Source organism: Gorillibacterium terrae (assembly GCF_051594785.1).
Lineage (GTDB): Bacteria > Bacillota > Bacilli > Paenibacillales > NBRC-103111 > Gorillibacterium.
This window is the reverse complement of sequence record NZ_JBPPGI010000001.1, coordinates 914,491-941,360: the sequence shown is the minus strand read 5'-3', so window position 1 is coordinate 941,360 and position 26,870 is coordinate 914,491. Positions and strand designations below refer to the sequence as shown.

General features: G+C 58.8%; 25 protein-coding genes and 1 pseudogene. 8 read left to right on the top strand and 18 right to left on the bottom strand.

The genetic code is table 11. The annotated features are described in order from the left end of the window. Positions 1-14 precede the first annotated feature (14 nt). The 4 genes from ACSEXS_RS03930 to ACSEXS_RS03915 all read left to right on the top strand — a co-directional run bounded on the left by ACSEXS_RS03930 (position 15) and on the right by ACSEXS_RS03915 (position 4,886). Positions 15-1,175 (top strand): YheC/YheD family endospore coat-associated protein, encoded by a 1,161-nt coding sequence (locus ACSEXS_RS03930; RefSeq protein WP_438431876.1) that lies wholly within the window; start codon positions 15-17, stop codon positions 1,173-1,175. Positions 1,176-1,265: 90 nt separating this feature from the next. Next, complete coding sequence (locus tag ACSEXS_RS03925; protein WP_438431875.1) at positions 1,266-2,633, top strand: YheC/YheD family endospore coat-associated protein; 1,368 nt, start codon at positions 1,266-1,268, stop codon at positions 2,631-2,633. A gap of 1 nt (position 2,634) precedes the next feature. Further along, on the top strand, positions 2,635-3,774 hold the full coding sequence (locus ACSEXS_RS03920; RefSeq protein WP_438431874.1) for a YheC/YheD family endospore coat-associated protein: 1,140 nt from the start codon (positions 2,635-2,637) through the stop codon (positions 3,772-3,774). After that, positions 3,771-4,886, top strand: a complete 1,116-nt coding sequence (locus tag ACSEXS_RS03915; RefSeq protein ID WP_438431873.1) for a YheC/YheD family endospore coat-associated protein — start codon at positions 3,771-3,773, stop codon at positions 4,884-4,886. The genes ACSEXS_RS03920 and ACSEXS_RS03915 overlap by 4 nt, the downstream gene beginning before the upstream one ends. 82 nt (positions 4,887-4,968) lie before the next feature. On the opposite strand, the gene ACSEXS_RS03910 is transcribed toward ACSEXS_RS03915, so the two are convergent. The 12 genes from ACSEXS_RS03910 to ACSEXS_RS03855 all read right to left on the bottom strand — a co-directional run bounded on the left by ACSEXS_RS03910 (position 4,969) and on the right by ACSEXS_RS03855 (position 16,258). Next, positions 4,969-5,184, bottom strand: a complete 216-nt coding sequence (locus tag ACSEXS_RS03910; protein ID WP_438431872.1) for a hypothetical protein — start codon at positions 5,182-5,184, stop codon at positions 4,969-4,971. Positions 5,185-5,423: 239 nt separating this feature from the next. Next, a complete protein-coding gene (locus tag ACSEXS_RS03905; protein WP_438431871.1) occupies positions 5,424-6,116 on the bottom strand; it encodes an HAD family hydrolase in 693 nt (230 codons plus the stop codon). Positions 6,117-6,411: 295 nt separating this feature from the next. Then, the gene (locus tag ACSEXS_RS03900) at positions 6,412-6,981 is read right to left on the bottom strand and encodes a manganese catalase family protein (RefSeq protein ID WP_438431870.1); all 570 of its coding nucleotides are present in this window, start codon (positions 6,979-6,981) and stop codon (positions 6,412-6,414) included. Positions 6,982-7,014: 33 nt separating this feature from the next. Then, positions 7,015-7,278, bottom strand: coding sequence for a spore coat protein CotJB (locus tag ACSEXS_RS03895; protein ID WP_438431869.1), 264 nt, complete (start codon positions 7,276-7,278; stop codon positions 7,015-7,017). Between the two features lie 18 nt (positions 7,279-7,296). After that, positions 7,297-7,500: a spore coat associated protein CotJA gene (locus tag ACSEXS_RS03890; RefSeq protein WP_438431868.1), complete on the bottom strand. Its 204-nt coding sequence runs from the start codon at positions 7,498-7,500 to the stop codon at positions 7,297-7,299. Positions 7,501-7,649: 149 nt separating this feature from the next. Then, positions 7,650-8,927 (bottom strand): MFS transporter, encoded by a 1,278-nt coding sequence (locus ACSEXS_RS03885; RefSeq protein ID WP_438431867.1) that lies wholly within the window; start codon positions 8,925-8,927, stop codon positions 7,650-7,652. Between the two features lie 151 nt (positions 8,928-9,078). After that, positions 9,079-10,098, bottom strand: coding sequence for a sporulation integral membrane protein YtvI (gene ytvI / locus ACSEXS_RS03880; protein ID WP_438431866.1), 1,020 nt, complete (start codon positions 10,096-10,098; stop codon positions 9,079-9,081). A 26-nt stretch (positions 10,099-10,124) separates the two neighbouring features. Then, a complete protein-coding gene (locus ACSEXS_RS03875; RefSeq protein WP_438431865.1) occupies positions 10,125-11,477 on the bottom strand; it encodes a hemolysin family protein in 1,353 nt (450 codons plus the stop codon). Positions 11,478-11,520: 43 nt separating this feature from the next. Next, positions 11,521-12,657, bottom strand: a complete 1,137-nt coding sequence (gene yfkAB, locus ACSEXS_RS03870; protein WP_438431864.1) for a radical SAM/CxCxxxxC motif protein YfkAB — start codon at positions 12,655-12,657, stop codon at positions 11,521-11,523. Positions 12,658-12,781: 124 nt separating this feature from the next. Then, positions 12,782-13,897, bottom strand: coding sequence for an HD-GYP domain-containing protein (locus tag ACSEXS_RS03865; RefSeq protein ID WP_438431863.1), 1,116 nt, complete (start codon positions 13,895-13,897; stop codon positions 12,782-12,784). Positions 13,898-13,936: 39 nt separating this feature from the next. Then, the gene (locus ACSEXS_RS03860; protein WP_438431862.1) at positions 13,937-14,752 is read right to left on the bottom strand and encodes an undecaprenyl-diphosphate phosphatase; all 816 of its coding nucleotides are present in this window, start codon (positions 14,750-14,752) and stop codon (positions 13,937-13,939) included. Between the two features lie 69 nt (positions 14,753-14,821). After that, positions 14,822-16,258, bottom strand: coding sequence for a bifunctional metallophosphatase/5'-nucleotidase (locus ACSEXS_RS03855; protein ID WP_438431861.1), 1,437 nt, complete (start codon positions 16,256-16,258; stop codon positions 14,822-14,824). A gap of 179 nt (positions 16,259-16,437) precedes the next feature. On the opposite strand from ACSEXS_RS03855, the gene ACSEXS_RS03850 reads away from it, so the two are divergent. Further along, positions 16,438-17,487: an HD-GYP domain-containing protein gene (locus tag ACSEXS_RS03850; RefSeq protein ID WP_438433077.1), complete on the top strand. Its 1,050-nt coding sequence runs from the start codon at positions 16,438-16,440 to the stop codon at positions 17,485-17,487. A gap of 75 nt (positions 17,488-17,562) precedes the next feature. Here ACSEXS_RS03850 and ACSEXS_RS03845 read toward each other — a convergent pair whose 3' ends face one another. Beyond that, complete coding sequence (locus tag ACSEXS_RS03845) at positions 17,563-18,762, bottom strand: acyltransferase (RefSeq protein WP_438431860.1); 1,200 nt, start codon at positions 18,760-18,762, stop codon at positions 17,563-17,565. Between the two features lie 285 nt (positions 18,763-19,047). Between ACSEXS_RS03845 and ACSEXS_RS03840 the strand changes: the two genes are divergently transcribed. The 3 genes and pseudogenes from ACSEXS_RS03840 to ACSEXS_RS03830 form a co-directional block, all read left to right on the top strand. After that, entirely contained in the window at positions 19,048-19,650 is a 603-nt protein-coding gene (locus ACSEXS_RS03840) for a TetR/AcrR family transcriptional regulator (RefSeq protein WP_438431859.1), read from the top strand. Next, on the top strand, positions 19,647-20,531 hold the full coding sequence (locus ACSEXS_RS03835; RefSeq protein ID WP_438431858.1) for an alpha/beta fold hydrolase: 885 nt from the start codon (positions 19,647-19,649) through the stop codon (positions 20,529-20,531). The genes ACSEXS_RS03840 and ACSEXS_RS03835 overlap by 4 nt, the downstream gene beginning before the upstream one ends. Positions 20,532-20,594: 63 nt before the next feature. Beyond that, positions 20,595-20,755 (top strand): annotated as a pseudogene (locus ACSEXS_RS03830) (DUF3231 family protein); the annotation flags it as partial. A gap of 364 nt (positions 20,756-21,119) precedes the next feature. Here ACSEXS_RS03830 and ACSEXS_RS03825 read toward each other — a convergent pair. The 5 genes from ACSEXS_RS03825 to sufB all read right to left on the bottom strand — a co-directional run bounded on the left by ACSEXS_RS03825 (position 21,120) and on the right by sufB (position 26,853). After that, entirely contained in the window at positions 21,120-21,221 is a 102-nt protein-coding gene (locus ACSEXS_RS03825; protein ID WP_438431857.1) for a YjcZ family sporulation protein, read from the bottom strand. 106 nt (positions 21,222-21,327) lie between these two features. Then, complete coding sequence (locus ACSEXS_RS03820; protein ID WP_438431856.1) at positions 21,328-22,830, bottom strand: oligosaccharide flippase family protein; 1,503 nt, start codon at positions 22,828-22,830, stop codon at positions 21,328-21,330. 62 nt (positions 22,831-22,892) lie between these two features. After that, entirely contained in the window at positions 22,893-23,546 is a 654-nt protein-coding gene (locus ACSEXS_RS03815) for an amidase domain-containing protein (protein WP_438431855.1), read from the bottom strand. A gap of 741 nt (positions 23,547-24,287) precedes the next feature. Beyond that, complete coding sequence (locus tag ACSEXS_RS03810) at positions 24,288-25,016, bottom strand: stalk domain-containing protein (RefSeq protein WP_438431854.1); 729 nt, start codon at positions 25,014-25,016, stop codon at positions 24,288-24,290. Positions 25,017-25,455: 439 nt separating this feature from the next. Next, positions 25,456-26,853 carry a Fe-S cluster assembly protein SufB gene (gene sufB / locus ACSEXS_RS03805; RefSeq protein ID WP_438431853.1) on the bottom strand — a complete coding sequence of 466 codons (1,398 nt, stop codon included), beginning with the start codon at positions 26,851-26,853 and terminating at the stop codon, positions 25,456-25,458. Between the last annotated feature and the right edge of the window lie 17 nt (positions 26,854-26,870).

Below are 26,870 nucleotides of genomic sequence, written 5' to 3'. Positions count from 1 at the left end.
AGGGAGGAGCCGCCATGGCCGATAAGCGACCGTTGATCGGAATCCTGGCCTGCCCGGCCGAAGGCGACCCGCCCTTTCGAGAACCCCTTACCTATACCGCTATGGGAGAGGCGGCAAGCCGGCTGGGTGCCGATCTCGCCGTCTTCTTCCCGGAAGCGGCCGCAATCGAAGCCGGGCAACTGACCGCTTACCGGTATCGTCCCGGACGGGGCTGGTCCAAAAGCGCCGTTCGGCCGCCGGATGCCGTATTGGAGCGGACCTTCTGCTCGAATGCGCAGGAGGAACGCGCCGTCCGTAAAGCCCGGCAGGCGCTCGCGGCGGCGGGATCTCTGCTGCTGTCCGGCCGGCTGGGCGGGAAGCTCAGCGTCTACCGAACGCTCGCCGCCTACCCGCCCTTTCGCCCTTATCTGCCGGCGTCCGAACCGCTCCGCAGCCTGGACGGCGTCTTTCGCCGCTTGAAGGAGCAGGGCTTTGCCTTTCTTAAGCCCGACGGCGGTTCCCAGGGGGTCGGCTGTCTGCGGCTGGAGGTTGTCTCCGCCGCCGAACCGCCTGTCTCAAGCCTCTCCGTTGGAACGCCCGGGGTTCTCTACCGGGCAGAAGGCCGGGACGCCGGCAACCTCTCCTTCACCCGGAGCTTTGCCGACCGGCCGTCGCTTGTTCGCTGGCTCGCGGCCTTCACCGCCGGCCAACGCTACCTCGTTCAGGATTATCTCCGGCTGACCGGCCGGGACGGCCGTCCCTTCGATCTCCGCTCCCTCGTGCAAAAAGACGCCGCCGCCCGCTGGGCCGTGACCGGAATCGCCGCCCGCCGGGGGCCGGAGGGCAGCATGACCGCCAACCTTCACGGCGGCGGCGATGCTCAGCCCGCCGGACGCTTTCTCGCCGAGGAGCTCGGAGCGGAGCGGGCCGAAGGGCTGCTTCGGGAAGCCGCGCGCCTGTCGCTGGCGGCGGCCCGAATTCTGGAGGCGCGCTGTGGCCGGCTGGCGGAGCTCGGGCTCGATTTTGCGGTGGATGCCGGAGGGCGGCTGTGGTTTCTCGAAGCCAACTCCCGCCCGGGCCGGGCCGCCTTTCAAGGCGACGCGGGCGGAGCGGAACGGCTCGCCGCGAGCCGCCCCGTCGCCTACGCCATCCGGCTCGCTTCCGCGCGTCCGCTCGCATTCCCGCTTTCCGTGTGACCGTCCGCGGACAAACCGACTCACGCCGGTCCGAAAGCAGCCATTCACGTGAACCGGAAAATAGGCGTTTCGTTTAGGAGGATCTATCCAATGAGTGTGACCTCATGCACCATTCTGGTAAACCGGCAGGAAGACCGCAGCTTGGCCCTCACCCGTTCCCTCCGGCAGCAGCTTGAGCTCGACAGCACCCGCACGGTGGTGCTGCGGGTCGGGGCGCACACCGCCACCGTCCCGCTGAAAACCTTGAACCGCAAGGGGGATTTTGCGGTTCTGTCCTCCACCCTGGCCTCGGCGATCCGGCTGCCGTCCTCCGGGAAGTGCTTGATCCGATCGAGCGGCGGCAAGGAGCTTCAGATCGGTCCGCTCGTCGGCATTCTGACCTCGGTGACCAGCCACCCGACCCTTCCCTTCGGCCCGCGCACCGCCTTTATTCGCGACCTGATGGCCGCGGGCAAGGACCGCAGCTTCTTCTTCGGCTTTTCGCCGCAGAGCGTGAACTGGGAGAACGAAACCGTCACCGGCTATTTCCGCGCCCCGGGCGGCGGCTGGACGCGCAAGACGGTTCCGCTGCCGGATGTGGTGTACAACCGGCTGCCGAACCGGACGGCCGAGAAGTCGGCTTCGCTGCGCGACTTTAAGGAGAAATTCGTACAGCGGCGGATTCCGCTGTTCAACTGGAGCTTTTTCGACAAGTGGGATGTCTATCGGCTCCTGGACGGCGACCGCGACGCTTCCCGGCACGTTCCCGATTCGCAGATCAACCCGAGCACCGAGGACATCCGCCGAATGCTGGAGCGCCACCGCTTCATTTACCTGAAGCCGACGGCGGGCAGTCTCGGCTTCGGCATTTTCCGCTTGACGTTCAATCCCGGGAAAGGGTACTTCCTGCGGTACCGCAAGAATGGCAGCAATGTGCTCATGCGCTTCCCGCGGTTTGAAGGACTCGTCAACATGCTGCGCAAGCAGAAGATCAAGATGTCGCAATACGTGGCCCAGCAGGGCATTCGCCTGATCGAGATCGACAGTTGCCCGATCGACTTCCGCTTTCATCTCACCAAGAACGGCAAGAACGAATGGGTCGTCTCCGGAATCGGTGCAAAAAAAGCGGGGCGCGGCAGCGTCACCACCCACGTGCGCACCGGCGGCCAGCTGATGGTTCCCGAACAGGTACTGACCACGCTGCAGGGCGACTTGGCCGGGGCCACCCTGGAGAAAGCGAAGGAGGTTGCCATCAAGCTGGCCAAAGCGATCGAGCGGGAGTATCCCCACCGTCTCGGCGAGCTGGGGTTGGATCTCGGCATCGATCAATCCGACAACGTCTGGATGTTCGAAGCCAACTCCAAACCGGGCCGCACCATCTTCAAGCATCCTCAGCTCAAGCAGCAGGGAAAGGACGCCTCGGCCAATCTGTTCGAGCACTTCCTGTTCCTCAGCCGGTTCGCCGAAAGGAGGGAATGACGTGAGTGCGTTGACCCAAGCGGCGCGAACCTCCATCGGCATTCTCACCATGTCGGACCCGGAGCAGGGGTTCCGCGGCAACCGCGCCAATTTCATCGATCTGATCGAATCCGGCAAACCGCTCGGCGCCTTCGTCTTCGTGGTCACCGCCGACGATCTCCAGGCGGGGGCCAAACGGGTCTATGGTTACGTCTATCATCGGGACAGCGGCGTCTGGGTCCGGCAGCTGCTGCCGACGCCCCAGGTGATCTACAACCGGCTGCCGAACCGCTCCGACGAGCAGCTTCCCGAGGTGCAGGCCTTGATCTCCGGCCTTCTCAAGCAAAAATCGGTCCGGCTGTTCAACCCGTATTTCTTCAACAAGTGGACGCTCTTTGAGTGGCTGAACCGCAACCCGGCAACGAAGCGGTTCATCCCGGCCACCCGCAAGCTTTCCTCGCCCAAGGACCTGGCCTCCTTTCTGCAAACCCATTCGATGGTCTACCTGAAGCCGGCGAGAGGGAATGCGGGCAAGGGCATCATGAAGCTGGAAACCTGCACCCCCGGGCGGAAATACTGGTGCAAGCTGAGCATCCAGGACAAAAAGAAGAGCCTCGTGACCAACCATGTCAACTTCGCCAAGCTTTGGACGCGCATCAAACAGGAGATCGGCGAGGAGGACTACATCATCCAACAGGGCATCGAACTCGCCGAAAGCTCGGGCCGCCCCTTCGACCTGCGGGTGTTGGTGCAGAAGGACGGTGCCGGCAAGTGGGGACTTACAGGAATCGGCGCGAGGGTGGCGGGCGTGAAGAGCATCACCACCCACGTGCCCCGGGGCGGCCATATCGACAACCCCGAGAACGCGCTGATCTCGTCCTTCGGGGCCCGGAAGACGCCGCTTATCATGCGGCGCGTGAGCGAAGCGGCACTCGTGATCGCAAGGCGGATCGAGAAGGCGTCCGGCCACAGGCTGGGCGAAATGTCGCTCGATCTGGGCATCGACCGCGTCGGGCGCATCTGGTTCTTCGAAGCCAACTCCCGCCCGATGAAATTCGACGAACCGGATATCCGGGAGACTTCGCTCGCCCGCATCATTGAATACAGCCAATACCTGAGCCGTCCCAAAGCGCGGCTGTCCTCCATCCGGAAGAGAAGGTGAACCGCTTGGCTATGCCGACGCTTGGCATTCTGACATTGTATCAGGCGAACCGAACCCTGGACGCCGAGGAGCTGGCTTATTTCCGCTCCTTGACGATCCAGGGCGCCGAGCTCGGGCTGGACGTCTTCGTCTTTACGCCCGAGGACGCGGCGGCGAACGCAGCGGGCGGAGCGATCCGCGCCCACGTCTACCGCGCCGCGGAGAACCGCTGGCGCCGGGAGCGGCGGGATTGGCCCGATGCGGTGTACGACCGCTGCCGCGCCCAGCGCTCTCCCCGGTTCGGTCAGATGCGCAGCTTCCGCGCCGCGCATCGCGAGCTGCGCTTCTTGAATCATCCGCTGTCGAGCAAGTGGGGCAACCACCAGGTCCTGGAACGGCATGCGAACGTCCGGGCGCATCTGCCGGAAACCCGTCCCTACCGGGGGATCGCCGACTTGAAGGACTTTACCGGCAAATACCCGGCGGTCTACGTGAAACCGGTCAACGGTTCGGGCGGGCGCGGCATCGCCCGCTTCTCCCGGACCGCCGGGGGGGCGCTCACCCTCACCGGCCGGAGCTTCTCCCGGCGGATCATCCCCCCGTCGAAGGGAAGCCCGGAGGCGCTCGTTCGGCGTTTGGCCGGCTGGGGGATTGATCGCCGCTTCCTCATCCAGCAGGGCATCCCGATCGAGCTGCCCGACGGCCGCGTCCACGATTACCGCCTGCTGATCCAGAAGGACGGCCAAGGGCTCTGGCAGGTGACCGGAATCGCCGGAAGGATCGGCGGCAAAGGCAGCGCCACCTCCAACCTGCATGGCGGCGGGGAAGCGGTGGCCTTGGACACGCTGCTCGCCCGCCGCGGATTCAGCGGCGGACAGACGACTGCCATCCGGGAAGAGATGGAGCGGCTTGCCCGGGACGCTTCCTCTGTCCTGGAGCAAAAATTCGGCCGGCTGTGCGAGCTCGCCTTGGACCTGGCGGTCGATCCGGAGGGCCACGTCTGGCTGCTGGAGGTCAACCCCAAACCGTCGCGGGAGGTCTTCAAGCGGATCGGCGACACGGCAGCTTACCGCACTGCTCTGCGCAGGCCGCTGGAATACGCCCTGTCGGTCGCCCGGCGGAGAGAGGGATAATCCGCTTGGCGGCTCCGCAGACAAAAAAACGGCACCGGCCTCGCGCAGCAGCGAGGTCATGTGCCGTTTTTCACATAGTTGATCAACGAGAGGCGTCTCCTTTCCCCTGCACCCGGAATTCATACGCGCTCTTAAAATAAACGCTTCCATTAATCCGAATCCAGAGCGGTGCATTAATTTCCGCCACGCCGCCGCTATGGACGAGTTCGCCGTTCTGCCACAGCTCCAGATGCTGGCCAAGCCAGACGGCGTTATCAAAATCGGCATCCGTGCGAATCGGGTACCCGGTTTGGTTCATGCTGCTCCCTCCTTGGTCTTCTCAGTCTCATCGGTAAAACCTGGCTATGAAGCGTTTACATTTGTCTCTAACTTCCAATTCGACATCCGCTGCCGCATTCCTTTCGTAAATCCATGAACTTTGTGAAAAAAATAACTTATCGCTGCGGTAGAAAGCACCCCCTCCACAACGTCGAAGGTGCTGCAAGCGCAGAGCCGAACCCGGCTTATCCCTTCGGCATCGCCAGTCCGGCCGCTCCGCTATATTCCCGCCAGCTCCAGCAGCCGGGAAAACCGGGTAATCATGACGTCCGCCTCGGCCAGTTCCTCTCCCGCGCCGAAATCGGCGTAGTCGCAGCCGATGACCGCGAGTCCGTTGCTTTTGCCCGCCTCGACATCGGAGGAGCGGTCGCCGACCATCCACGCGGTTCGGATTCCATGATTGCGCAGGAGCAGTCCGACCAGCTCCACCTTGGAGCGGGTGGCGTATTCGCCGGCACTGTACAAGCCTTCGAACAGATCGGCAATGCCCATATGCCGGGCGACTTGCTTCACGTAATCCTCCAGGCCGTTGCTGGCGACGAACAGCCGGATGCCCCGCTCCTTCAGCTTCGTCAGCGTTTCTTTGACGCCTTCGTACAGCTCCCCTTCACCTTGCTCCAGACAATCGAGCTGATGCTTCAGCAGCAGGACGTCCGCCCGTTCCCTCAGCTCGCGCGAGCTGCCGGGGAACACCCGCTTCCAGATTTCTTCGAGCAGCATGCCCAGTCCTCCGAGCAGGCGCTCGTCGGGCGGATTTTCCCCCGTCAGCAGCCCTTCGGTGCGCAGGTCGTCGCAAACGCGGTGATACGCCGCAAGCACGATCGATTCCGTGCGGAACAGCGTTCCATCCATATCAAAGATCATCGCTTCCGGCTTCGGCAGCGTCCGGCCTTCCTCGTGGCGGTCCATCATGAACGTTCATCCTCTCTCTATGCATATGCAGGTACAGACCCGTTCGATACGCACGCAGTCTTTGTCCATGGTGACAAAATCCGCAGAGAAAGTCAATCGCGTCCGGCTTCTCGCGACCGAACGAATGCCGGGAGACTTCGAGCTCGGGGTTTCTTCCTGTGCGAGCCGGGAAGCCCTCATGCAAAAAAGCGCACCGCTTCCGCTTAAGGGAATCGGAGCGCTGCGCGCTGGGGTCCAGAACCGGCTCCAAGCCGAACCCGCTGTTCTGGTCGGGCCTCCAGTCAGCAAGCCGCCTTCAGAACATTTTCTGGGCCGCCTGCTCGGTTTTGAGAATCTCGACGGCTTCCCGGAAGCGCTGGGAATGGACGATTTCCCGCTCGCGAAGAAAACACAGGCTGTCCCTGAGATCGGGATCGTCCGTCAGATCTATCAACCACTGGTAGGTCGCCCGGGCTTTCTCCTCCGCTGCGATATCCTCGTAAAGATCGGCAATCGGGTCCCCCTTAGCTTGGATGTAGGTGGCGGTCCAAGGCGCTCCCGATGCGTTCTGGTAGAACAGGGCCGTGTCGTGGCTGACGTAATAGTCGTCGAGTCCGGCCGCCTTGATCTGTTCGAGCGACAGGTCCTTGGTCAGTTTATAGACCATGGTGGCGATCATTTCGAGATGAGCCAGCTCTTCCGTCGCGATATCGTTCAATACGCCGATGACCTTGGTCGGGATCGTGTAGCGCTGATTCATGTAGCGCAGAGCGGCAGCGAGTTCTCCGTCTGCACCGCCGTATTGCTCCAACAGCAGCCGGGCCATGCGCGGGTCGCACTTGCTCACCCTCACCGGATATTGCAGCTTCTTCTCATAGATCCACATTGATCGCTCTCCCCCTTCTTCGTACTCGGCCCTTCACACCTGCCACGGCCACGGAGCGTCCGCCCAATCCCACGGTTCCCGGCTCATGCTGAGCCCGAACTGCAGGAGCGGTCCGTACTGCATCTCGTAAGCCCGGGCCAGCTCCCAGCGCTCGGCGCTCAATTGGTTAAACTGCCGGACCGCCGCCAGATCAAGCGGGTGGGTATCCAGATACAAGGTCAGCTCGACGAGCGCGAAATCGACGGCTTGCAGCTTGCCGAGCAGCGCGTAATACGCCTCATCCAATTGCTTTTGCATTCGGGTCGCCTCCTTCACCTAACGTCGGGGGGAATACGGACTGTACAGGCAGGGCCAGAGCGTGCCCTTGCACAGAGCGGTCGCTGGATCGAATTGCGGCAGGTTCATCGGCTGAAAGCCTAAATACAGTTGAGGCGGGGTGTCGAAGAACTTGACGAGACGCGGGGGGCACGGGTCGAACGGCCCCACAAACGGTTCGTACATGCGCACCTGGGCGATCATTGCACATTCCTCCTCACGGGTACTTCCGGTTCTCATCATCAGCCTAACTATATGCGTGCGGAGCGAATCCAAGACCAGCCCCGGCAAAAAGAAAACCGCCGCCAAAGATCGGCGGCGGTTCAATCGGGCATGGGTGCCAGGAGGCGGACTTAGGCCGGCTCGCGGACGGCCGGCTCTTCCTGCTCCTCGCGCATCCGGAAGAGCGGCACGAGAATGAAGGCCGAAACAAGCAGCAGCAGGGCGGACAGCAGGTAAACCGGCGTAAGCTCGAAGAGTCCGGCGAGCCAGCCGCCCAGCGTCATGGTAATGACCATCGCTCCCATGAACAAGGGATTCAGAATACCGTTGACGCGGCCCACGAAGGCCTCCTCGGTATTGCGCAGCACCATCGTGTTGATCCCGATCTGGATGAACGGGCCGACCAGTCCGCTGAAGAACTGGGCGACCATCGTAAGCGGGAAGCTTGTCGACAGACCGCAGACGAAGATCGCGACCGCGCTCACGACAGTGCCGAGGGCAAGCAGCTTCTGCGGCGAGATCTTGCTGGCGAAGGCGATCGCCAGCCCGCCGCCGATCAGCATGGCGATGCCGTTCACGGTTAACAGCCAGGAGAGGCGCTCCTTGGGCAGGCCGAGCCGATCGGTGATGAGGAAGATCGCGAGCGGCTGAATCAGCCCGATGCCGAGGCCCGCGAAGAAGAAGCTGCCGCCGAGGCGGGACAGAAGCCGGCTGCCGAGCACATAACCGAAGCCGGCTTTCATCTCCGTCCAGACATGCGACTCGCCGCGTTCGCCCTGCACGCGGTCGGCCGGCAGGAAGAGCAAGGCTCCTGCGGACAGCAGGAACATGAAGCCGGTGATGGCGATCGCAAACTGGATGCCGAGATGGCTGTAGACCACGGTACCGATGCCCGGCCCGAGGACCATGAAGATGGCGAACAGGGTTTGGTACGCCGACATGCCCGTCTGCAGGAACTCCTCCGGCACATGCAGCTTGAACAGCTTCAGCCCCGAGGGCTGAGAGAACTGCGACAGGATGGACGAAACGAAGGTGACGAAGAATATGGCCTTCCAGCTGCCGTAATGCAGGGTCAGCAGCACGGTGAAGATCGAGACGGCGCTGAGGAAATCGCACCAGATCATAGTGCGCTTGGGCAGCCAGCGGTCGGCAAAGGTGCCGCCGATGAAGGAAAACACGAAGATCGGCAGGAACTCGGCCACGGAGATCAGCGAAACCGCGACCTTGCTGCCCTCCGTCATGTCGGTCACATACAGCAGGATCGAGTAATTGCGCACCCAAATCCCAATTTGGAGCAGAAAGCCGGACAGCAGTATTACCTGAACAAACCGATTGCGGAACAAGCCAAGAGCCGAAGAGCGAGCTTGCGTCATGTTCATACCTCTCTTCTTGCGTGGTGGTTGTTCCATCATAACGGGCCGGGCCGGTTCGTGCAAGCATTTTGTGAACAGGCGTTCCCATTCATTCTCCCAAAAAAAGCCACCAACCGCAGGGTTGATGGCTTTGTCAGGGTTTTCGGCTCTTACGCCCGGCTTAACCGGCTCCCCTCGAGCTTTCTCGTTAGCTCAGCTTGATCTTGATGTCCAGCAGCCCGACGGACCGCATCGCTTTGTAAATGATCACGATAAGCGGACCGAGGAACAATCCGGCTACACCCACCAGCTTAAAGCCGATATAGAGGCTGAGCAACGCCGGCAGCGCACCGATGCCGACCGCGTTGCCGAGCACCTTCGGCTCCACGACGCGGCGGACGACCAAGGTGATGATGTACAGGATCAAGAGGCCGATGCCGAGGTAGTTGTTGCCCGAAAAGATTTCGTACAGCCCCCAGGGAATGAGTACAGAGCCGGTGCCGAATACGGGCAGGATGTCGACCACGGTAACCAGAAACGCCAAGGCCAGCGCGTATCCCGAGTCGAGAATAATCAGCCCGGCCAGCATGATCAGGAACGTGATCAGACTGAGGATCAGCTGGGCGATGATGAAGCCGTTGATCGCTTTTTTGAGCGTGGTAAGCACCACGTCCATCTTCTTCGCCGTGCCGTCTTCGAAGATCGACAGGAACGATTCCCGCAGCAGGGGAAGGCTCATGGAGATCAGGTAGAGAGACAAGAGGAACACGACGAAGCCGAGGAAGAAATTCGGGATGACCGCCGCCGCCGACAGCAGGTAGCCGGACAGTCCGGTCAGGACGCCGCTGAGCGATTTCAGAACAGAGCTTAGTCCTTCCTTGAGCGAGGCCGCCATGTCGGGGGACACCGAGTTGAACAGCTTGTTGCTCGTCGCCGTTACCTGATTGACGATCTCGTCCACGTCGAGCGTTTTGACGAATTCGGCCGTTTCCTGAACCAGCTTGTTCCCGAGCCCGTAAGACAGCAGGAACAGCAGCAGCGTAAACAAGGTACAGACCAGGATCGAAGCGAGCCTGCGGGGCACCCGGTTAACCTTCATCACCATCCGCACAATCGGATCGATCAGGATGCTGATGACCAGCGCAAGGAGAAACGGAGCGCCGTAATGGAACAGGCCGTAGAGCATCACCCCGAGGAGCAGCAGAGAGACCAGATTTCGGATCGACATCGCAGCACGTCCTTCTCTTGCGGAGTTTACGATTGCGGATCAAGCGGAAGCGCATCGGCATCCGGCTTCTTGGGCAGCTTGCGGATGGTCACGCGAACGATCCGGAAGCGGTCGACCTCGGCGACCTCGAACGAACGGTCGCGGTAAACCACCTGGGCGCCTTGGACGGGAACGCCTTCGAGCTTCTTGAACAGCCAACCGCCGATCGAGTCGACCTCGTCGTCATCCATTTCGAAGCCGATCAGCGGGACCAGCTCCTCCAGCAGCACGCGGCCGTCGGCGGAAATGACGTCTTCCTTGACCTCGATCTCCGGCCGCTCGTCGTTGTCGAACTCATCGTGGAGGTCTCCGACGATTTCCTCCAGAATATCTTCAATGGTCAAAATCCCCGCGGTACCGCCGTACTCATCCACGACGATGACGAGCTGGGAATGCTTCTGCTGCATGAGCTTCAGCGCATGGCTGACCTCGATGGATTCCGGAACGGTCAGAACCGGACGCAGGAAATTGCGCAGATCGGTCAGCTTCTCCGGGGGAGAGGTAAGGAGATCGGTGATGTGAACGAAGCCGATGATGCGGTCCTTGTCCCCCACCGCTACCGGATAACGCGAATGCTTGGTGGCGTAAATGGTCTTCAGGTTCTCCTCCATGGGCACGTCCGTATAGAGGCATTCCATGTCGGTCCGCGGGAGCATGACCTCCCGCGCCAGGCGATCGGAGAACTCGAAGATGTTGTCGAACAGCACCAGCTCGTCTTTGTTGATATGGCCGCTCTGCGCGCTCTGCCCGAGCAGAATCCGAATCTCTTCTTCCGTATGCGCTTCATGCTCGCTGGACGGCTCGATCTTGAGCACCTTGAGCACGCTGTTCGAGGCGGCGTTGAGCCCCCAGATGATCGGGCGGAAAATCTTGTTGAAGACAATCAGCGGACCCGAAACGAACAGCGAGGTCCCTTCGGCGCGCTGAATGGCCAAATACTTCGGAGCTTGTTCCCCCAGTACAATATGCAGGAACGTGATCGTGGAGAACGTCAGCAGGAAGGAAAGGACATGGCTTAGGACCGAATTGTCCACATGCAGCGCATTCAGAATCGGATCGAAGATCAAGGCGGCAATGGAATCCTCCCCTACATACCCGATGCCCAGGGACGCGAGGGTAATCCCGAGCTGGGAAGCCGACAGGTACGTGTCCAGCTTGTTGGTAACCTTGATCGCGTTGCCCGCTTTGCCGCTCCCTTGGTTGACCAATTCCTGCAGCCGGGTCCGGCGCATTTTGACCAAGGCGAATTCGGCGGAAACGAAAAAGGCGTTGATTCCCACCAGCAGCAAGACAAGCGCTAAATTCCAAGCGATTTTTCCCCATTCCAAATGTAGGTCCATGCGAAACGTCTCCTCAGCTCGTTAAGAAGTAGTTGGGGGTTTCTTACCCCAATAAGGCCCGTTCTGAATCCTCCGGCAGGGGCTTCGCCCGCTTACGGGTGAAGTCTTCCCCCTTGTAATACATGTCGGCCACCAGCAGGTTGGGCCCGCAGCAGCCCGCGGCCGGGCAGGAGCAGCTCACCGAGCGGGCAAGCGGATGCGAGAGCCACCGCTCGAATACGTCTTCAAGCCGGTGCGTCGCGATATTTCCGAGCGGCGGAACGGCAGCGAAATCCGTCACCCGGATGTCGCCTGTAAACAGGCTGACATTCAGCCGGTTGCGCCCGTCCGGGTCGTTGCGGACGGTGACGTTCGGCGCTTGCCGCAGCTCGTCGAGCAGCGCGAGCTCGTCGTCCGAATCGCTGCAGGCGAAGAACGGCAGTGTGCCGAACAGGAGCCAGACGGACGGGTTGCGCTCTGCCAGCAGCAGGCGGATGGATGCCTTCATCCGCTCGAGGGATAGCACCGGGAGCGAAGCGGCAAAGTCGCTCGGGTACATCGGATGCACCTCGTGGCGTTTGCAGCCGAGCTCCGCGATCAGCCGGTGAATCTCGCCGATCCGGTCCCAGGTCCGGTAATTGATCATCGTCTCCGCCGAGACGAACAGTCCCCCGTCGGCGAGCGCCCGGGCATTGCGGACGAGGTTGTCGTACAGCTTGCTAGCCGCGGCCGCCCCTACCTTTCGCTCGCCGTGGGCAAAGCCGATCTCCCGGAAATCCTCCGGGCCCGTGTAATTGAACGTAATATGCAGGACATCCAGGTAAGGAGCGAGCAATTCATACCGCTCCAGATCCAGAGTGAGGTTGGAATTGAGTTGGGTCTTAAGCCCCCGGTCCTTCGCATATTTCAGTAACGGCAGCAGGGTGCCGGTTACGGCCTCCCGGCTGTAGGACGGCTCGCCGCCGGTCAGGCTGAGCGTCGTCAGGTGCTTCGCCTCGTCCAAGCGGGCCAGTACTTGGTCTATCGGCAACCGGGGGCCCTCCCGGCTGACCAGGGCGTCGCCGACGGCGCAATGCTCGCAGCGCATGTTGCACAGGTTGGTTACCGTCAGCTCGACCGACGTCAGCGCGTGATGCCCGTAACGGGTCAGCGATGTGATCGGATCCCATGGATCTGGCTGCCTGATGCTGGATAATGACATGAAATCCCTCCTGTCGGTGTCCCTTTTTTGGGTATTCTTCATTGTATCGCAACCGGCGGCAAAATAAAAACGGCCGCCCGCGCTTTCCGCTTCGAAAGCGCGGCGAACCGTTCTGGCTGGCAGGCTAGTTCCTTGCCTGGCCCATCTGCTTGCTGCGGTTGACATCGGTGATCATGACGGACAGCTTCTTGGAGAGATCGACCTCGTAAGGAACCGCGATGGGTCCGCCTTCCTCCAGCTCCACCACCCGCACGATCGGCCGGTGGGGAATATTGGCGTTCAGGTCGACGACGACCCCGATCTCCCCGGTATTCAGCGTCACCTCGATGCCGAGCGGGTAGATGGCGATCTTGTCGCGGAACCAGGAGAGCTTATCCCGATCGAAATGGTTCGTCGATCCCGTGTAGAGAATCTCCACCGCTTCGTGGGGCAGCATGGCCCTGCGGTATACCCGATGGGTGGTCATGGCGTCGAAGACGTCGACGATGCCGACCCAGCGGGCGAAGTCATGGATTTCGCCGCCCTTTAAGCCTCGCGGATAGCCGCTGCCGTCCAGCCGCTCGTGATGCTGGAAGGCGCAGTGCGCGGACAAGAGCGGAATGTTGGGCATGCCGCGCAGAATATCGAAGCCGAGCTCCGCATGCTTCTTGACCTCTTCGTATTCCTCCACCGTGAGTTTGCCGGGCTTCAGCAGCAGCTCGCGCGGAATCTTGGTCTTGCCGATATCGTGCATGAGCGCGCCGAGACTCAACATGTAGAGGTCGTTGCGGTTATACCCGTAGCTGAGCCCAAGCTGCGTGGCGTACAGGCAGACGTTAAGCGAGTGCTGATAGAGGTAATGATCGCTCACCTGCATGTCGGTGAGCATGATCATGGCCTGCGAGGTGGACGTCAGCTCGTCGATCACCGAGTTGATGAGCGATTTAAACGTGCTCGCGAGATCCGGCGGATTGATGGATTTGGTCGTCCTCAGGGTGTCGTTCATCATCTTGCGAAATTCGCCGCGAACGGTCTGCGTAACTTCCCGGCGCAGCTCGTCGCTGATGACGCCCTCGATTACCACATCTTCGGTCAAAGGGTCTTCGATGTAAATGAGCGATATTCCGTATTCTTCAAGCCGATGCAGCAAACGTTCGGTTAACTCGACGTCTTTTCCGAGGAGAACCTGTCCGGTTTCGCCGAAGATGGCTTTCCCAAGCTTCGCTCCCGGCTTGCATGACCGAGTTGAGACCAGCCTCATATGTGTTCCACGTTCTTTCCGGATAAAATGATAGAATTTTTAGAATCCGCCCGCCAGCATGTACGCGAGGAACAGGACGGCGATGGCAAAGCGGTAATAGGAGAAATACGTCAGCTTAAGCCGCGAAACCAGCTTAATGAAGGTAGCGACCGCCATCAGCGCGACGATAAAGGACACGACAAAACCGACGCCGAACGGCAGGAGGTCTCCGGAGGAGAACTGGTCCAGGTTCTTGTACAGGTCGTAGCCGGTGGCCGCCACCATGAGCGGAATCGCCATCAGAAAGGTGAAATCCGCCGAAGCGCCGCGGCTCGCGCCTGTCAGCATACCGGCCGCAATCGTCGATCCCGAGCGCGAGAAGCCCGGCCACAGCGAGAGAATCTGGGCAAAGCCTATGTACAGGCACTGGCGGTAAGTCAGATCGTCCATCGTGGGAGCCGTCTCGGCGGGGGTCTGCTTCTCGCCGATGATCATGAAAATCCCTCCGGCCACCAGGCCGATCAGCACGGTCTCCGGACGGAACAGCATCTTGACATAGTCGTGCAGCACGAAGCCGATCAGGCCCGCAGGCAGAATCCCGATCAGAATGTGCAGCAGGTTCAGGGAACGGCCGCTCGGGGATACCGGCGCATTCTTGTCGCGGTAGCCGAACAACCGCAGGCATCGCTTCCAATAGAGCACGACCACCGACAAGATGGCGCCGAGCTGGATAACGATTTCGAAGGTATCCGCTTTTTCTCCGGTGAAGCCGATCATGTTGCCGACAAGGATCATGTGTCCGGTCGAAGAGACCGGCAAGAATTCCGTGAGTCCTTCCACAATTCCGATTATAAACGCCTTCCACAATTCCAGCATAGGCTCCTCCTTGGGTCCATTCGTTCCTTGCGGTCCAGCCGGGTTCTGTCCCGGCGGGCTTGGATTACATTATACCGGAATCCAGCGCCTGCGCCATACGTCTTCCGGACTGTCCGCGAGGTTTTTCAATTCGACAGCCAGCAGATCGCGCAAAAATTCGGGCAGGCAGTAGCGCACGTCCCGCCCTACGGTCAAGGACTTGTAACCCAGCCCGAAGGCAAACATGGCGATCATGCCGACGGTGTAGCTCTGGTCCGGCCGGATCGGTTCTCCCGCATGCTCCGCCCGTACAATCCGGCGGTAAGGGGGAGCGGCCTCGTCGTAGAAGACCGTTAACCCGGACACGCAAAGCGTGCCGAGGACCGACCCCCGGAACCCGTAGCCGTGAATGGGCCGTCCGGCGTGCTCCGGCAGCAGCGATTCCTCGAGCGCCTGCAGCAGCTCCGCTCCCGTTACTCGGGCTGAGCATGCGTGAATCGGCGATGGGCAGATCCGCTGCAGCTGTCCCTCCGTGACTTCGCCGGCCTCGAGGCCGGCGATGAGCTGCCCGGCGTTGACCACGGCGATGCCGGTTCCCGCTATCCGCCGAACGCCGTCGGCCAGCAGATCGCCGAGCCGGCTTTCCCGGTCCAAGCCGGCCGGCAAAGGCTCGGCCAGCCGGGCCACCGGCCGGCTCAGCCTTTCCTCGCTCTCCTGCCGGATGCGAGCGAGAGCGGCGGCAACCGCCGGATCGGCTTCTTCCCCCTCCACAGGGAGGCAGCATCCTTCCAGCTCGGTTATCCTTTCTTGCTCAAAATCATAGGCCAGCGTGACCCGGCCGACATGGGTGCCGTACTTGCCCGCTCCGCAAATCAAAGTACCAAACTCCCGCTCGGGCTTCTCCAGCAGATGGTGCGTGTGGCCGCCGAGAATGATATCGAGGCCGGGCAGCCGCTCGGCCAGAAGGCGGTCGTGCGACAGTCCGAGATGCGAGAGCAGAACTACGACCTGCGCCTTATCCCGCACCTCTTCAAGAGCGCGGGCCACCGCCTGCTCCGGGTCCTCGATCTCCCAACCGAGCAGCCGGTAGAAATCGGTATAGGCTACCGTCGCGCCGATGAGCGCCACTTTGAGACGTCCCACCTGGCGAATCTGATAGGGAAGCGGCCAGCCGACATCCCTTTTATCGGCAGGCAGGCGCAGATTGGCGCAATGGATCGGGAATTGGGCCGTGCGGTAGGCTTCCATAAGGCCCGGAATCGATAGCGTGAGCCCCTCGTTGTTGCCGATGAGAGCGGCGTCCACTCCCATCCGATTCATCATTTCCACGTTGGCCCGCCCCCGGCTGCCTTCCGTTTCGGCGGAGGAGCGGTCCATATGGTCTCCGCAATCGAGCAGCAGGACCTCCGCTTTACCTTCCTCTTCCCGGCGAATTCGGTTGAGTAGGCCCGCCATCTGCGGCAATTGGCCGAAATGGCTGTGAATATCGTTCGTGTGCAGAATCACGAGTCTCGTGCTGTCCGCCACTGGTGTTCCTCCCTTGTTCGGCATACGATTTTTATTATAAACATTCGACGGGCGCAGGGCAAAAACCTTTCCGTCCCCAGATTCTCGCCCCCTTCTCCGTCTAGCAAATTTCATTGCAAATCCAGGGGTTGGTTGCTATGATACAAGGGTAAGAATATTTTGGAAGATAGGTGAATTATATGAAAGTCCACGTCATGGATTTACAGGACGGAGATGTGCTGCTTTCCGATATTTTCAACCGATACGGTCTGCTTGTCCTATCTTCCGGCACCATCCTGGATTCCGATGCGGTTTCCAGACTCTTGCAGCACCAATTCGATTATGTCGATATCCTGCCGAAGAGCGGCCCCTCCGCCGTTCAGACCGCCGTCCGGTACGATCCGAAGAAGACGCGGGAATCCATGCAGATGGCGGTGCATTCGGCGAAGGCGCTCTACGATACGGCCCAGGATACGGGGCTGATCGATTCGGATCTGGCGGAGGGCGGCTTCCTCAATCTCGCCGAATCGGTTAAAGGCAACCATGACGTCGCTTCCATGCTCCTCGTACTCAATCAGAAGGACGATTATACATACCGCCACTGCGTGCAGGTCGGCCTGATCTCGTATCACCTGGCCAAGTGGCTCGGCAAGCCGGAAGCCGAATGCTGCTCCATCGGCACGGCCGGCTATCTGCACGACATCGGCAAGACGAAAATCCCCAAGCAGATTCTGAGCAAGCCCGGCCCGCTGACCGAAGAGGAATTCGAGGCGATCAAGAAGCACACGGTCTACGGCTTCAGCATGATCGCCGACTCGATCGGCAACCCCGAATGGGCGTTGTCCGCCCTGCAGCATCACGAACGGCTGGACGGCTCCGGCTATCCCCACGGCATCCGCAGCTCCGAGATTCATCCCACCTCCAAGATCGTCATGATCGCCGACATCTACAGCGCCATGATCTCTTCAACCCCTTACCGGGAAGCGAAAGACCTGATGAACGTGCTCTGCGAGATCTATTCGCTCAGCTTCGGGAAGCTCGACCCGCAGATGACCCAAGTCTTCATCAAGAACATGCTGCCGAACTTGATCGGCAAATCGGTCATGCTGACGAACGGCGAACGGGGCACCATCGTGATGACCAATCCCACGGACCATTTCCGGCCTCTCGTCCAATTGGGCTCCCAGTTTCTCGATCTGTCGCTGGTCTCCAACGTCCGCATCTCCCGGTTTATCGAAGAACCGGCGTAAGTTAACCATAGAAGAAGATAAAAGTTTAGGCCGACGGATGGCTCCGTCGGCCTTTTTAAGCTGCACCGGAGATGCTCAGCCTTCCAGCGTTCGGCCTTGCGGCGTGGCGGTCCGCCCCCGCCTTCCGGCTTCCCGTTCCGCCCAAAACGCCTCGGAGACCGGCCGCGGCGCCGCCCCGAGAAACACCCACGACCATTTCGTCGCTCGGGCGGCAAATGCGGTCATTGCCCAGGAAATGACAAAGGATGCGGCGAACATGCCGAGGAAAAACGCGTGAAAGGCAAGCGGTTCATTGCTCAGCGGCAGCAGGCGGTAGAACCATTGGATCAGCGGATGGATCAGATAGATGCCGAATGCGCAGCCGCCGAGATTCATCAGCACTCGGACAGCGCGGGCCGGCAGCCGCTCGGCCGCTAGCGACGCCAGCACGAGCAGGGCGAGCGACGACAGCAGCATATGCGCGAACCAGATCCAGTACATGGTGAGCGGCGAGTACCCCTTTCCCGCCACGGAGCCGAGGTAAGCCGCGTATACGGTGACGCTTCCGCTTACCAGCCAGCCGATCACCGCCAACAGGGCGGGCAGGGCTTGCCACCCTATTCCCCAGCGCGGACGCAAGTAAGCGCGAATCGCCGAATACCGCATGCCGATCAGACCGCCCAGCGCGAAGAAGGCGAAGTACGAGATCGATAAACTGCCTGTCCGGTGGAAGATCGCCGGAATGTGGGTGAGGTGAACGATGACTTCCCGGTTGAGGAACATGTAGCCGATTTGCAGAGCAAAGAACGGAACCGGAAACCAGGCGCCCAGTCTGCGGGCCGCCGCCCAGAAGAGCGGGAACAGCGCATAGAACTGAAGGATGATGAACATGAAGTACAGATGGGTGTGGGCCCGGCCCGTCAGCAGCAGATAAGCAAAGCGCTTCGGACTATGAAAATACTCCGGAACGTTGTAATTGTTCAGAATGAAGTAGATGACCGAGAAGAACAAATACGGCAGCAGCACGCTCGCCGTCCGCTTCCGGTAAAATTCCCCAATGGCCTTCGGCGTGCAAGGCTTGTCCTGATAGGTATACAGCAGGACGATGCCGCTGATAAAGAGAAAGACGGGGACGGCAAAGCCGGAGAAGGAATTGAGCAACAGATAAACGCCGTACATCGAGGAGTCGTGATCCAGCCGGTTGAGGGGCATGCTCGTGTTGTGAATGAGCAGCACTGCCAGGATGGCAAAGGCTCGGAGCAGGTTGATCTCCCATATCGTTTCCTTGCGTGCCATGCTTCGATCCTTTCTGAATAGGGAATGGTCTCATGATAGCATAAAAGACGCAGAAGCGGTGCTTCGAAAGCAGCGATTCTTGCGAATTTTTGCCAACCGAGGCCAATTCCGGAATGACGGTGCTGCTCAAGAGTCAGCAACCTTTACGAATCAAAACAAACCTAGGATATCCCCCCTTGACAAACCTAACAACTGTTAGGCAAAATGAATCTAACAACTGTTAGACAAAGGACGAAAGGAACTTCGCTCATGAGCAAACTCGAATCGGATACGAAGGAACGGATCTTGGATGTCGCCTTGGATTTATTCGCTGTTCACGGCTTTACTACCGTATCGGTCCGGGATATCGGCCGCGCGGTTGGCATTAAAGAAAGCTCCCTCTACTATCATTTCAAGAATAAAGAGGACATTCTGCGCACTCTGCTGCTCCGCGCCGAAGAATGGACGGAAATCCGCAAGAGAAGCTTTACCGAAGCGCTTTCTTCCGTGAAGAAGGTTGAACGCGAAGGCTTTGTCTCTGCCGGAATTGCGTACATCGAGGACTATCTGCTGGAAGACCGAATCCATAAGCTGATCCGTATGCTGACGTTGGAGAAGCAGCGGAATCCGGACGCTGCTGAACTGTACCGCCGCTTACTGTTCATCATCCCGCTTGAGCATCAGCGATTGATGTTTGCCTTCCTGAGAGACAGGGGAGAGCTGTTGGATAACGATCCGAACGCTTTAGCCTTGGAATACCAAAGCATCCTTCTGTTCATTTTCGACCGCTATTTCTCAGGCCCGGCACCTTTTGCAGAGGGATGCTTGGCACAAGCCCGTACTGAATTATCACTCTTGTTAACCCGATTCTACATTCGGTTCTTTCGCAGGGAGGGGCCCCTTACGTGAAGATCTACCGGACTCAAAAAGCCAAAAGAACGATTCTCTCAACTTACGACCGCTTAATGGAAGAATGGGGCGTAACCGCTACGCCGGTCGATGTTATGACCTCATTCGGCAGCACGCACGTGAATGTGTTTGGCCGGGAAGAGGCGCCGCCTCTATTCCTTTTCCACGGGGTCGGCGATGATTCCGCCTTGATGTGGATTTACAATGCCGCCGCACTTGCTCCACATTTCCGGCTGTACGCTGTGGACACTCTCGGCGGACCGGGAAGAAGTATCCCCAACAAGAACTACAACCGTATGTTCGATGACGCCGTATGGATGGATGAAGTCCTGGACAGCTTCGAGTTGGATCGGGTCCACCTTGCAGGCGTCTCCCACGGCGGGTATCTCGTCCAATATTATTCGCTAGTCCGACCGGAGCGAGTCGGGAAGGCCGTCGCGATGGCTTCCTCCGTTCCCGCCAAAGAGTCGGGCAATCCCATGAAAACCATGTTGAAGGTTTTTTTTCCGGAAGCTCTTTTTCCGACCCGCCGCAACATCCGCAAGCTGCTGGTAAAGCTAACCGGTGCAAACAGCGCGGCCTTCACGGACCATCCGCTGATCCTGGAGCATTTTATCTGCCTCATGCGCGGTTACAATAACCTGGCTATGGGCTATCACCGGGTTGCCGGGTTTACGGACGAACAGATTGACCGGATTCGCGGCAAGGTGCTGTATCTGGTCGGCGAATCGGACCCTTTTGCCATTCTTGGCGGGAAGGCTGCATTGGAGTTGTACCGCATGAACGCCCGCTTTTACCCTGGAGTAGGCCATGGCATTAACCACGAGATTCCCGACGAGATCAACTCCGTTCTGATCGACTATTTCCTCTCCCCGGAATAAGCGCTCGCACCGTCCTTCCCGCGTTGGGGCAAGTTAAGATGGAACAACCCCTTCCAGAGGGAGATCGCTCCCGCTCCCGTCTTGCCGGAGCGTCCGGCGGTGAAGCTGGAAGGCATCCCCGTTGGCGCTCGGTTTGCCACGCCGAAATTGCAGCCAGGCTTGCGATTGATACCTCCGTGGGTCTGGTTTCCTGCAGCCAGGCCATGGGCCAATGCATTCGGGAGGTTGGCCGGCGTCGCCGTCCGCAATGGCATAGTTGCGAACGGTGGTTTATGTAAAAAGGCATTCCCCCGCCCGTGAACCACGGCGGGGGAATGCCCTTAACCGATCCTCTCCAATTAGAAACAGGTCAGCAAAACAATGACCAGCAAAATATAGAGGACCAAAACAAAAGCGCTCATTTTCCCAAAAAATCCTCCGGCAGCATAACCCATAGGTCTCTCTCCTCCTCGCGCTTGATGATATACAGTATGCGCCGAAGCTTATGAATTGGTGGGTGAATGCTCCAGGCCAATCGTCCATTTTCCCGAGCCCGATACCGGTTCAAAAAAGGAAAAGGCCGCTGGCCTACGCCAGCGGCGGGATTGATCAATAAAAGCTTACGGTCCGAAGGATAATGACCAAGAGAATGAACAAGACCAGAACGAAGGCAAATGCGCTGCCGAATCCCCCACCTGCAACAGCTCCCACTGAAAAAAACCTCCTTTTTGCAAAAGATAATAAAGGATATGTTCGGCTGGGAGGACTGTTGTGGACGGAATGACAAATAAAAATGTTGGGCCGGTAACGATCCCCTTTAATACGTTCGGCGAAGATAAATGAAGAGCAGCACCGCAGAGAAATATACCCCGGCAGCGCCAATAAAGCTGAGCAGATTACTCTCCGAAGCAAGCTTAGCCCCTCCGAGAAACGCGGCCAGGATAAACACAAACGCAAAATCTCCGGTTCCGAGCAAGGAGCCCTCTCTTGTTGCTGCCCTCCATTTGAGGAGGCCGCGCAAGTTCCCCAAACAGGCAGTAACCTCCAAGGCCAGGATGCTCAGGCAGGCGCCCCTGTAACCAAAGCCCGGAACGGGGACCAGCGTAACCTGAATAAGCAGCGAAAAGGCAAGTCCGAGCGCCGTGCTGACAAGCGGACGCTTTTTATCATCCTGGATCCACCGGATACTGGTGGACATTTCCCGCAAACCCACCAGCAGGGGAATGGGGGAGAGCAACCGCATGGCGACGGCCGCCTCGTTCGTGTGAAAAAGAAGGGCAGACAGCTCGTTCGAATAGAAGAAGAGAAACAGGCTGGATGCCGTCCCCCATAAAAAGCAAACCCGGAGGACCTTGGTTGTGAGCACCTGCACGTTCGAACGCCGCCCTGCTTGCCACTCCTCCGCAATATGAACCGAGACGGTGTGACTTAACGCAGCGCTTATCAGGGTGGGGGCATAGGCGACGATGGCCGCCATTCCATAGACGACCCCATATAGGGCCGTGGACTGAGACGGGGAGAGTCCTCCCGCCTGCAAACGGTTCGGAATCAATACCGCATCGATCAGCTCCGATGCCGTTAAGACGACCCGCGTGGCCGATATGGCCAAGGAGGACTTAACAAACCAAGCAACCGTTATGCCGTGGGTCTCCTCCAACACAGGCGGCGGCGCATCGGTTCGGGCGGCGGCCAAGCAGATCGTCAGCAGCGCAAACGCCCCCAACGCCCCGAGCAGGGTGCCCAGCAGCCCTTTCCCCACCGCCACTTCGATCCCTTGCGAAACGAGCGGCGTGAGGATCAGAAAGAGGGCTGACACCCGGAGGACTTGCTCGACCACCTCGGAAATCGCGATGGTGCCTATTCGATTTAACCCCTGTAAATAAGCCCGGACGAAGCCGAGGAACGGAACGACCAGCAGCGCGATGGCCAAGCTTTTCAGCGCGTATTTCAGATCCGGATTTCCAAGAAGTCCAGCGAGCTTATCCGCATGCCCGCCAACCGCCAAGCTCACCGTACCATAGAACAGGAGACCCCAGACGGAAAGCAGCTTAAAATACCGCCAGCCTTGAGCGGGCTTCTGCGCCGTGACCAAGGCAAGCGTCGTGGAAAAACCCCCGGTCAGCGTGAGTAAAAACCCGTAAAACGAGTACGCCATCTGATAGAGTCCAATGCCGCCGGCCCCCACGATTCGGCTCAGTCCCGCCCGGGAGACCAAGCCCAACAGCTTCACGGCCAACAGAGCCGACGCTCGGGCCGCTGATTTTTTGGCCAGCACCGAAAGCTTAAAGCGGTCGGAAATCCATCCATTTAAGGGTCTCATGCTTTACTGTATGAGACGGGCGTCTGCGGTTATGCAGACGAGTTCGACTTGTCCGAATCCGGTTAATCCCGAATGTGGATCAACTGGTACTTCGTCTGCCGGTCCCAGCCCAGATCGAAGGGAACCCGGTAACGGTCGGCCGTATGCGAATTGACAAGCGGATAGCCATAATCGTCAAAGCCGACCACAACCGAGAAATGGTCGGTGTCGTTGTTATCCAGGACATATCCGATGAGATCGCCGGGCCTCAGCTTGGAAATAGCCCCCTCCGGATGGTTGCGGGTAGGGGTCACAATCTCGTGAAAGTCCCCTTGCGCGACCAGGCGGCCGTACCCCGAGGCTTGAAGAAAATGCCGGAATGCATCCGTTTGCACCCATAACCGGGTCCCGCCCGAACGATTGACCGATCTCCAGCCGTTGATCATCGGCAACCCTCCCCCTTCCTCGGAGTCTCCGATCACCTGAGAGGCGAAGTTGGTGCAGTCTCCGCCTTTATCCGTATAATCCAAATATTTTTTATTGTATCGATGACGATTTCCGGCCCCCCAGGCTGCACCGGCGTATTTGTTGGCATACTTGACCGCTCTATCGCGATTGTAGCGTTTTCCTGCGGGCTCCTCATGGATCGCCTTAACGGCCGGAGCGGTTCCGTCCACGCCCTCGGCAATCTTGTTCGGGTCCTCATCCAGGGGGTCCAGGTACCATTCCCTTTTCACTTTCCATCCTGTGTCGCTTTTTTGCAGTGTCATGACATGCCGGGTTCCGACTCCAAAATATTGTTCAGGCAAAATCCGGTTTAAATAAACGTATCCGACTTTCAAGGACTGGACCAAGGAAACCCTGGCCGTATCTCCGGAGATGTTTAACCGTCGAATGCGGATGCTGCTCTCGGCCGCTGCCACCTTTATCGCCCGCAGGTCTGCCCATGCTTTCATGTACTTTGTCCGGTTAAGCTCATGCCGATACGCTTCTCGGCTGAAGGCATCGCTCAGGTAATACGCTTTAAAAGAATCGCCATTTCCCTGGACAAGCGCTTTCGCCCGTAGTTCGAACAAGGTGCGGAGTTCCGCTTCCACCTGCTTTTGCGGGTTGGCCAGCGCCGCATCCGCTCGGTTAGGACATACAGCAACGGTAAGAAGAATGAAGATAACCAGCCGCCTTACCCCTCTATGGACCGCCCTCACTGATAAGCTCCACCTTTCTCCCCATCCCGTGTCAGAGGCATGCTTCCTCCATGCTATACCAAACGGTACGATACCCAGGCATCCCGCCTTTTATTCCGTTCACCCAGGTGTACGGAATGGCGGTTTTCTCAACGCGCGCACTCCGCCCTGCTCCCGTTGTCCTCTTCTCAAAACAGGCACAACTAAAAAACGTACCCGCAGCGACTTGGGCACTTAAGCACCACAGCCACCGTAGACACCTTCCGAGCAAGAAAAAAGCGCCCGCTTGGGGCGCTACTTGAGGAGTCCGACCTTTTGCAGGTCCTTGATATTCAGATACAAGGCTTTATCGAAGATTTTGATTCGGACGCCATTCGCTTCAATGTCACCATTTGTGATGTCCTGGTATCCCTCGGGCATGTGAAAGCGGTAGTATTCGACCTGCTTCGTGACGAAGGGATGCGTCTTCACAACAAGGTCATTACCATCTTGAGAAACTTCCCCATAAGCCTTTTCAAGGATTTCGAGTCCGGTCCAACCATCTTTGATTGAAGGGGGGAGGGGCTTCCTCTGAAGCTGTGCAATCACATAGCTGGTATTATCATTATCCGTAAAGGCTCCAACGAAATTCCCGAATTTGTCATAAGCGTACAGCGTGCCGCCGACGAGTCCCACGTTTTCCTCCACAACGGCCGGCGTATTCTCGGTGAACTTTTCGATTGCTTCTTGCTCTGCCAATGCGGCTTCCAATTTTGGATTCAGTGTCCCGCCAATTTCCACGCGCTTCGCTGCCACGTTCCAGGTGTATTGGACGCCGGTCAGATCGGCCAGTTTGGCCAGGGGCACATAAGTGCTGCCGTTATACTGCAGGATGGGCTTGGACGCATCCTTATATTCTTTTCCGTTGACAAAGATCGGATAATTGGCCAGTGTGAGCACATACTGCTTGACCGGCGCAGCCACCGCCGATCCTGCCGTCGCGACAACAGCACCGACGATAACGCCCGCGATAAATTTCTTCATGATTGCCTCCCCAAATGGATTTTTCCACATTGTACCATATGTTGCACCATTAGAGGAGGCTCATTTTTTTGTCTTTTTCGTGGCTTTTCTCTCCGCTTCGATCCGGATGTCGAAGAATTAAGAAGAACGTCGTTAAGATCGATCATTTGCACTGCTCGGAGTAAACCATCTTCACTTTTATCCAGGCCTATGTATCTTAGTATAGCATTGGATATTAAAACTCGGCTGCCGACAAGTCTTAAGACGCAAGACAGTGAGGGTTCCTTACTCTTTCCTTCGTTCATTCCCGACATTCTTCAACAGATAAAAATAAACTCCACCGAATTTATCTATGGATTTAAAGAATCCATATACGTATTCGGTGGAGTCGCTCCGTACCACTATTAGAAAGAAATTCAAGCAAGCGTTCCCGATTAAACGGTATCAAACCGGTTTCCGATTATCCGATGGACCCTTCCATCTCGAACTTGATCAACCGATTCATCTCGACGGCGTACTCCATCGGCAGCTCCTTGGTGAACGGCTCGATGAAGCCCATGACGATCATCTGGGTCGCTTCGGCTTCCGTCAGGCCGCGGCTCATCAGGTAGAAGAGCTGGTCCTCGGACACCTTCGATACCGTCGCCTCATGCTCCAGCGTCACGTTGTCGTTCATGATCTCGTTGAACGGGATCGTGTCGGAGGTCGACTGCTTATCCATGATCAGCGTGTCGCACTTAACGTTCGCTTTCGAGCCCTGCGCGTTGCGGCCGAAGGAAGCCAGGCCGCGGTAGGTGACCTTGCCGCCGTGCTTGCTGATCGACTTGGAGATGATCGTCGACGTGGTCTCCGGCGCCAGATGGATCATCTTCGCTCCTGCGTCCTGGTGCTGGCCCTTGCCGGCGACCGCGATGGACAGCACACTGCCCTTCGCTCCGCGTCCCTTGAGGACGACGGCCGGGTACTTCATGGTCAGCTTCGAGCCGATGTTGCCGTCGACCCATTCCATCGTCGCGTTCTCTTCGGCGACGGCGCGCTTGGTGACGAGGTTGTAGATGTTCGGCGCCCAGTTCTGAATCGTCGTATACCGCGCACGGGAGTTCTTCATGCAGATGATCTCGACGACGGCGCTGTGCAGCGAGTTGGTGCTGTAGATCGGAGCCGTGCAGCCTTCCACGTAGTGGACGAAGCTGTCTTCGTCGGTGACGATCAACGTCCGTTCGAATTGCCCCATGTTCTCGGAGTTGATGCGGAAGTAAGCCTGCAGCGGAACTTCGCATTTCACGCCCTTCGGCACATAAATGAAGCTGCCGCCGGACCAGACCGCGCTGTTCAGGGCGGCGAATTTGTTGTCCGTGGGCGGAACGACCGTTCCGAAGAAGCGCTTGAACAGCTCGGGGTATTCCCGAAGCGCCGTATCGGTGTCGGTGAAGATGACCCCTTGCTTCTTCAGGTCTTCCTGCATGCTGTGGTAGACCACTTCCGATTCATACTGCGCCGAGACGCCCGCGAGGAACTTCTGCTCGGCCTCGGGAATCCCCAGCTTATCGAAGGTTTCCTTGATCTCGGAAGGTACTTCTTCCCAGGTTTTCCCCTGCTTCTCGGCCGGCTTCACATAATATTGGATGTCGTTGAAATCCAGATCGTCCAGGTTTCCTCCCCATTTGGGCAGCGGCATCCGGTTGAAGTGCTCCAGCGATTTCAGGCGGAATTCCAGCATCCACTCCGGCTCGCCTTTCATCCGGGAGATTTCCGTCACGATTTCCGGCGTGAGCCCCTTACCGGTCTGAAACACGGCTTTGTGCTCGTCGCGGAAGCCGTATTGATACTCTTCCATCTCGGGCATTTGCTTGGCCATCGTGATTCCCTCCTCTG

Excerpts from the sequence above, each read along its gene's own strand:
- ACSEXS_RS03930 (WP_438431876.1), top strand. The coding sequence starts at position 15 with ATGGCCGATAAGCGACCGTTGATCGGAATCCTGGCCTGCCCGGCCGAA.
- ACSEXS_RS03925 (WP_438431875.1), top strand. The coding sequence starts at position 1,266 with ATGAGTGTGACCTCATGCACCATTCTGGTAAACCGGCAGGAAGACCGC.
- ACSEXS_RS03910 (WP_438431872.1), bottom strand. The coding sequence starts at position 5,184 with ATGAACCAAACCGGGTACCCGATTCGCACGGATGCCGATTTTGATAAC.
- ACSEXS_RS03905 (WP_438431871.1), bottom strand. The coding sequence starts at position 6,116 with ATGATGGACCGCCACGAGGAAGGCCGGACGCTGCCGAAGCCGGAAGCG.
- ACSEXS_RS03900 (WP_438431870.1), bottom strand. The coding sequence starts at position 6,981 with ATGTGGATCTATGAGAAGAAGCTGCAATATCCGGTGAGGGTGAGCAAG.
- ACSEXS_RS03895 (WP_438431869.1), bottom strand. The coding sequence starts at position 7,278 with ATGCAAAAGCAATTGGATGAGGCGTATTACGCGCTGCTCGGCAAGCTG.
- ACSEXS_RS03890 (WP_438431868.1), bottom strand. The coding sequence starts at position 7,500 with ATGATCGCCCAGGTGCGCATGTACGAACCGTTTGTGGGGCCGTTCGAC.
- ACSEXS_RS03885 (WP_438431867.1), bottom strand. The coding sequence starts at position 8,927 with ATGGAACAACCACCACGCAAGAAGAGAGGTATGAACATGACGCAAGCT.
- ytvI (WP_438431866.1), bottom strand. The coding sequence starts at position 10,098 with ATGTCGATCCGAAATCTGGTCTCTCTGCTGCTCCTCGGGGTGATGCTC.
- ACSEXS_RS03875 (WP_438431865.1), bottom strand. The coding sequence starts at position 11,477 with ATGGACCTACATTTGGAATGGGGAAAAATCGCTTGGAATTTAGCGCTT.
- yfkAB (WP_438431864.1), bottom strand. The coding sequence starts at position 12,657 with ATGTCATTATCCAGCATCAGGCAGCCAGATCCATGGGATCCGATCACA.
- ACSEXS_RS03865 (WP_438431863.1), bottom strand. The coding sequence starts at position 13,897 with ATGAGGCTGGTCTCAACTCGGTCATGCAAGCCGGGAGCGAAGCTTGGG.
- ACSEXS_RS03860 (WP_438431862.1), bottom strand. The coding sequence starts at position 14,752 with ATGCTGGAATTGTGGAAGGCGTTTATAATCGGAATTGTGGAAGGACTC.
- ACSEXS_RS03850 (WP_438433077.1), top strand. The coding sequence starts at position 16,438 with ATGAAAGTCCACGTCATGGATTTACAGGACGGAGATGTGCTGCTTTCC.
- ACSEXS_RS03845 (WP_438431860.1), bottom strand. The coding sequence starts at position 18,762 with ATGGCACGCAAGGAAACGATATGGGAGATCAACCTGCTCCGAGCCTTT.
- ACSEXS_RS03820 (WP_438431856.1), bottom strand. The coding sequence starts at position 22,830 with ATGAGACCCTTAAATGGATGGATTTCCGACCGCTTTAAGCTTTCGGTG.
- ACSEXS_RS03810 (WP_438431854.1), bottom strand. The coding sequence starts at position 25,016 with ATGAAGAAATTTATCGCGGGCGTTATCGTCGGTGCTGTTGTCGCGACG.
- sufB (WP_438431853.1), bottom strand. The coding sequence starts at position 26,853 with ATGGCCAAGCAAATGCCCGAGATGGAAGAGTATCAATACGGCTTCCGC.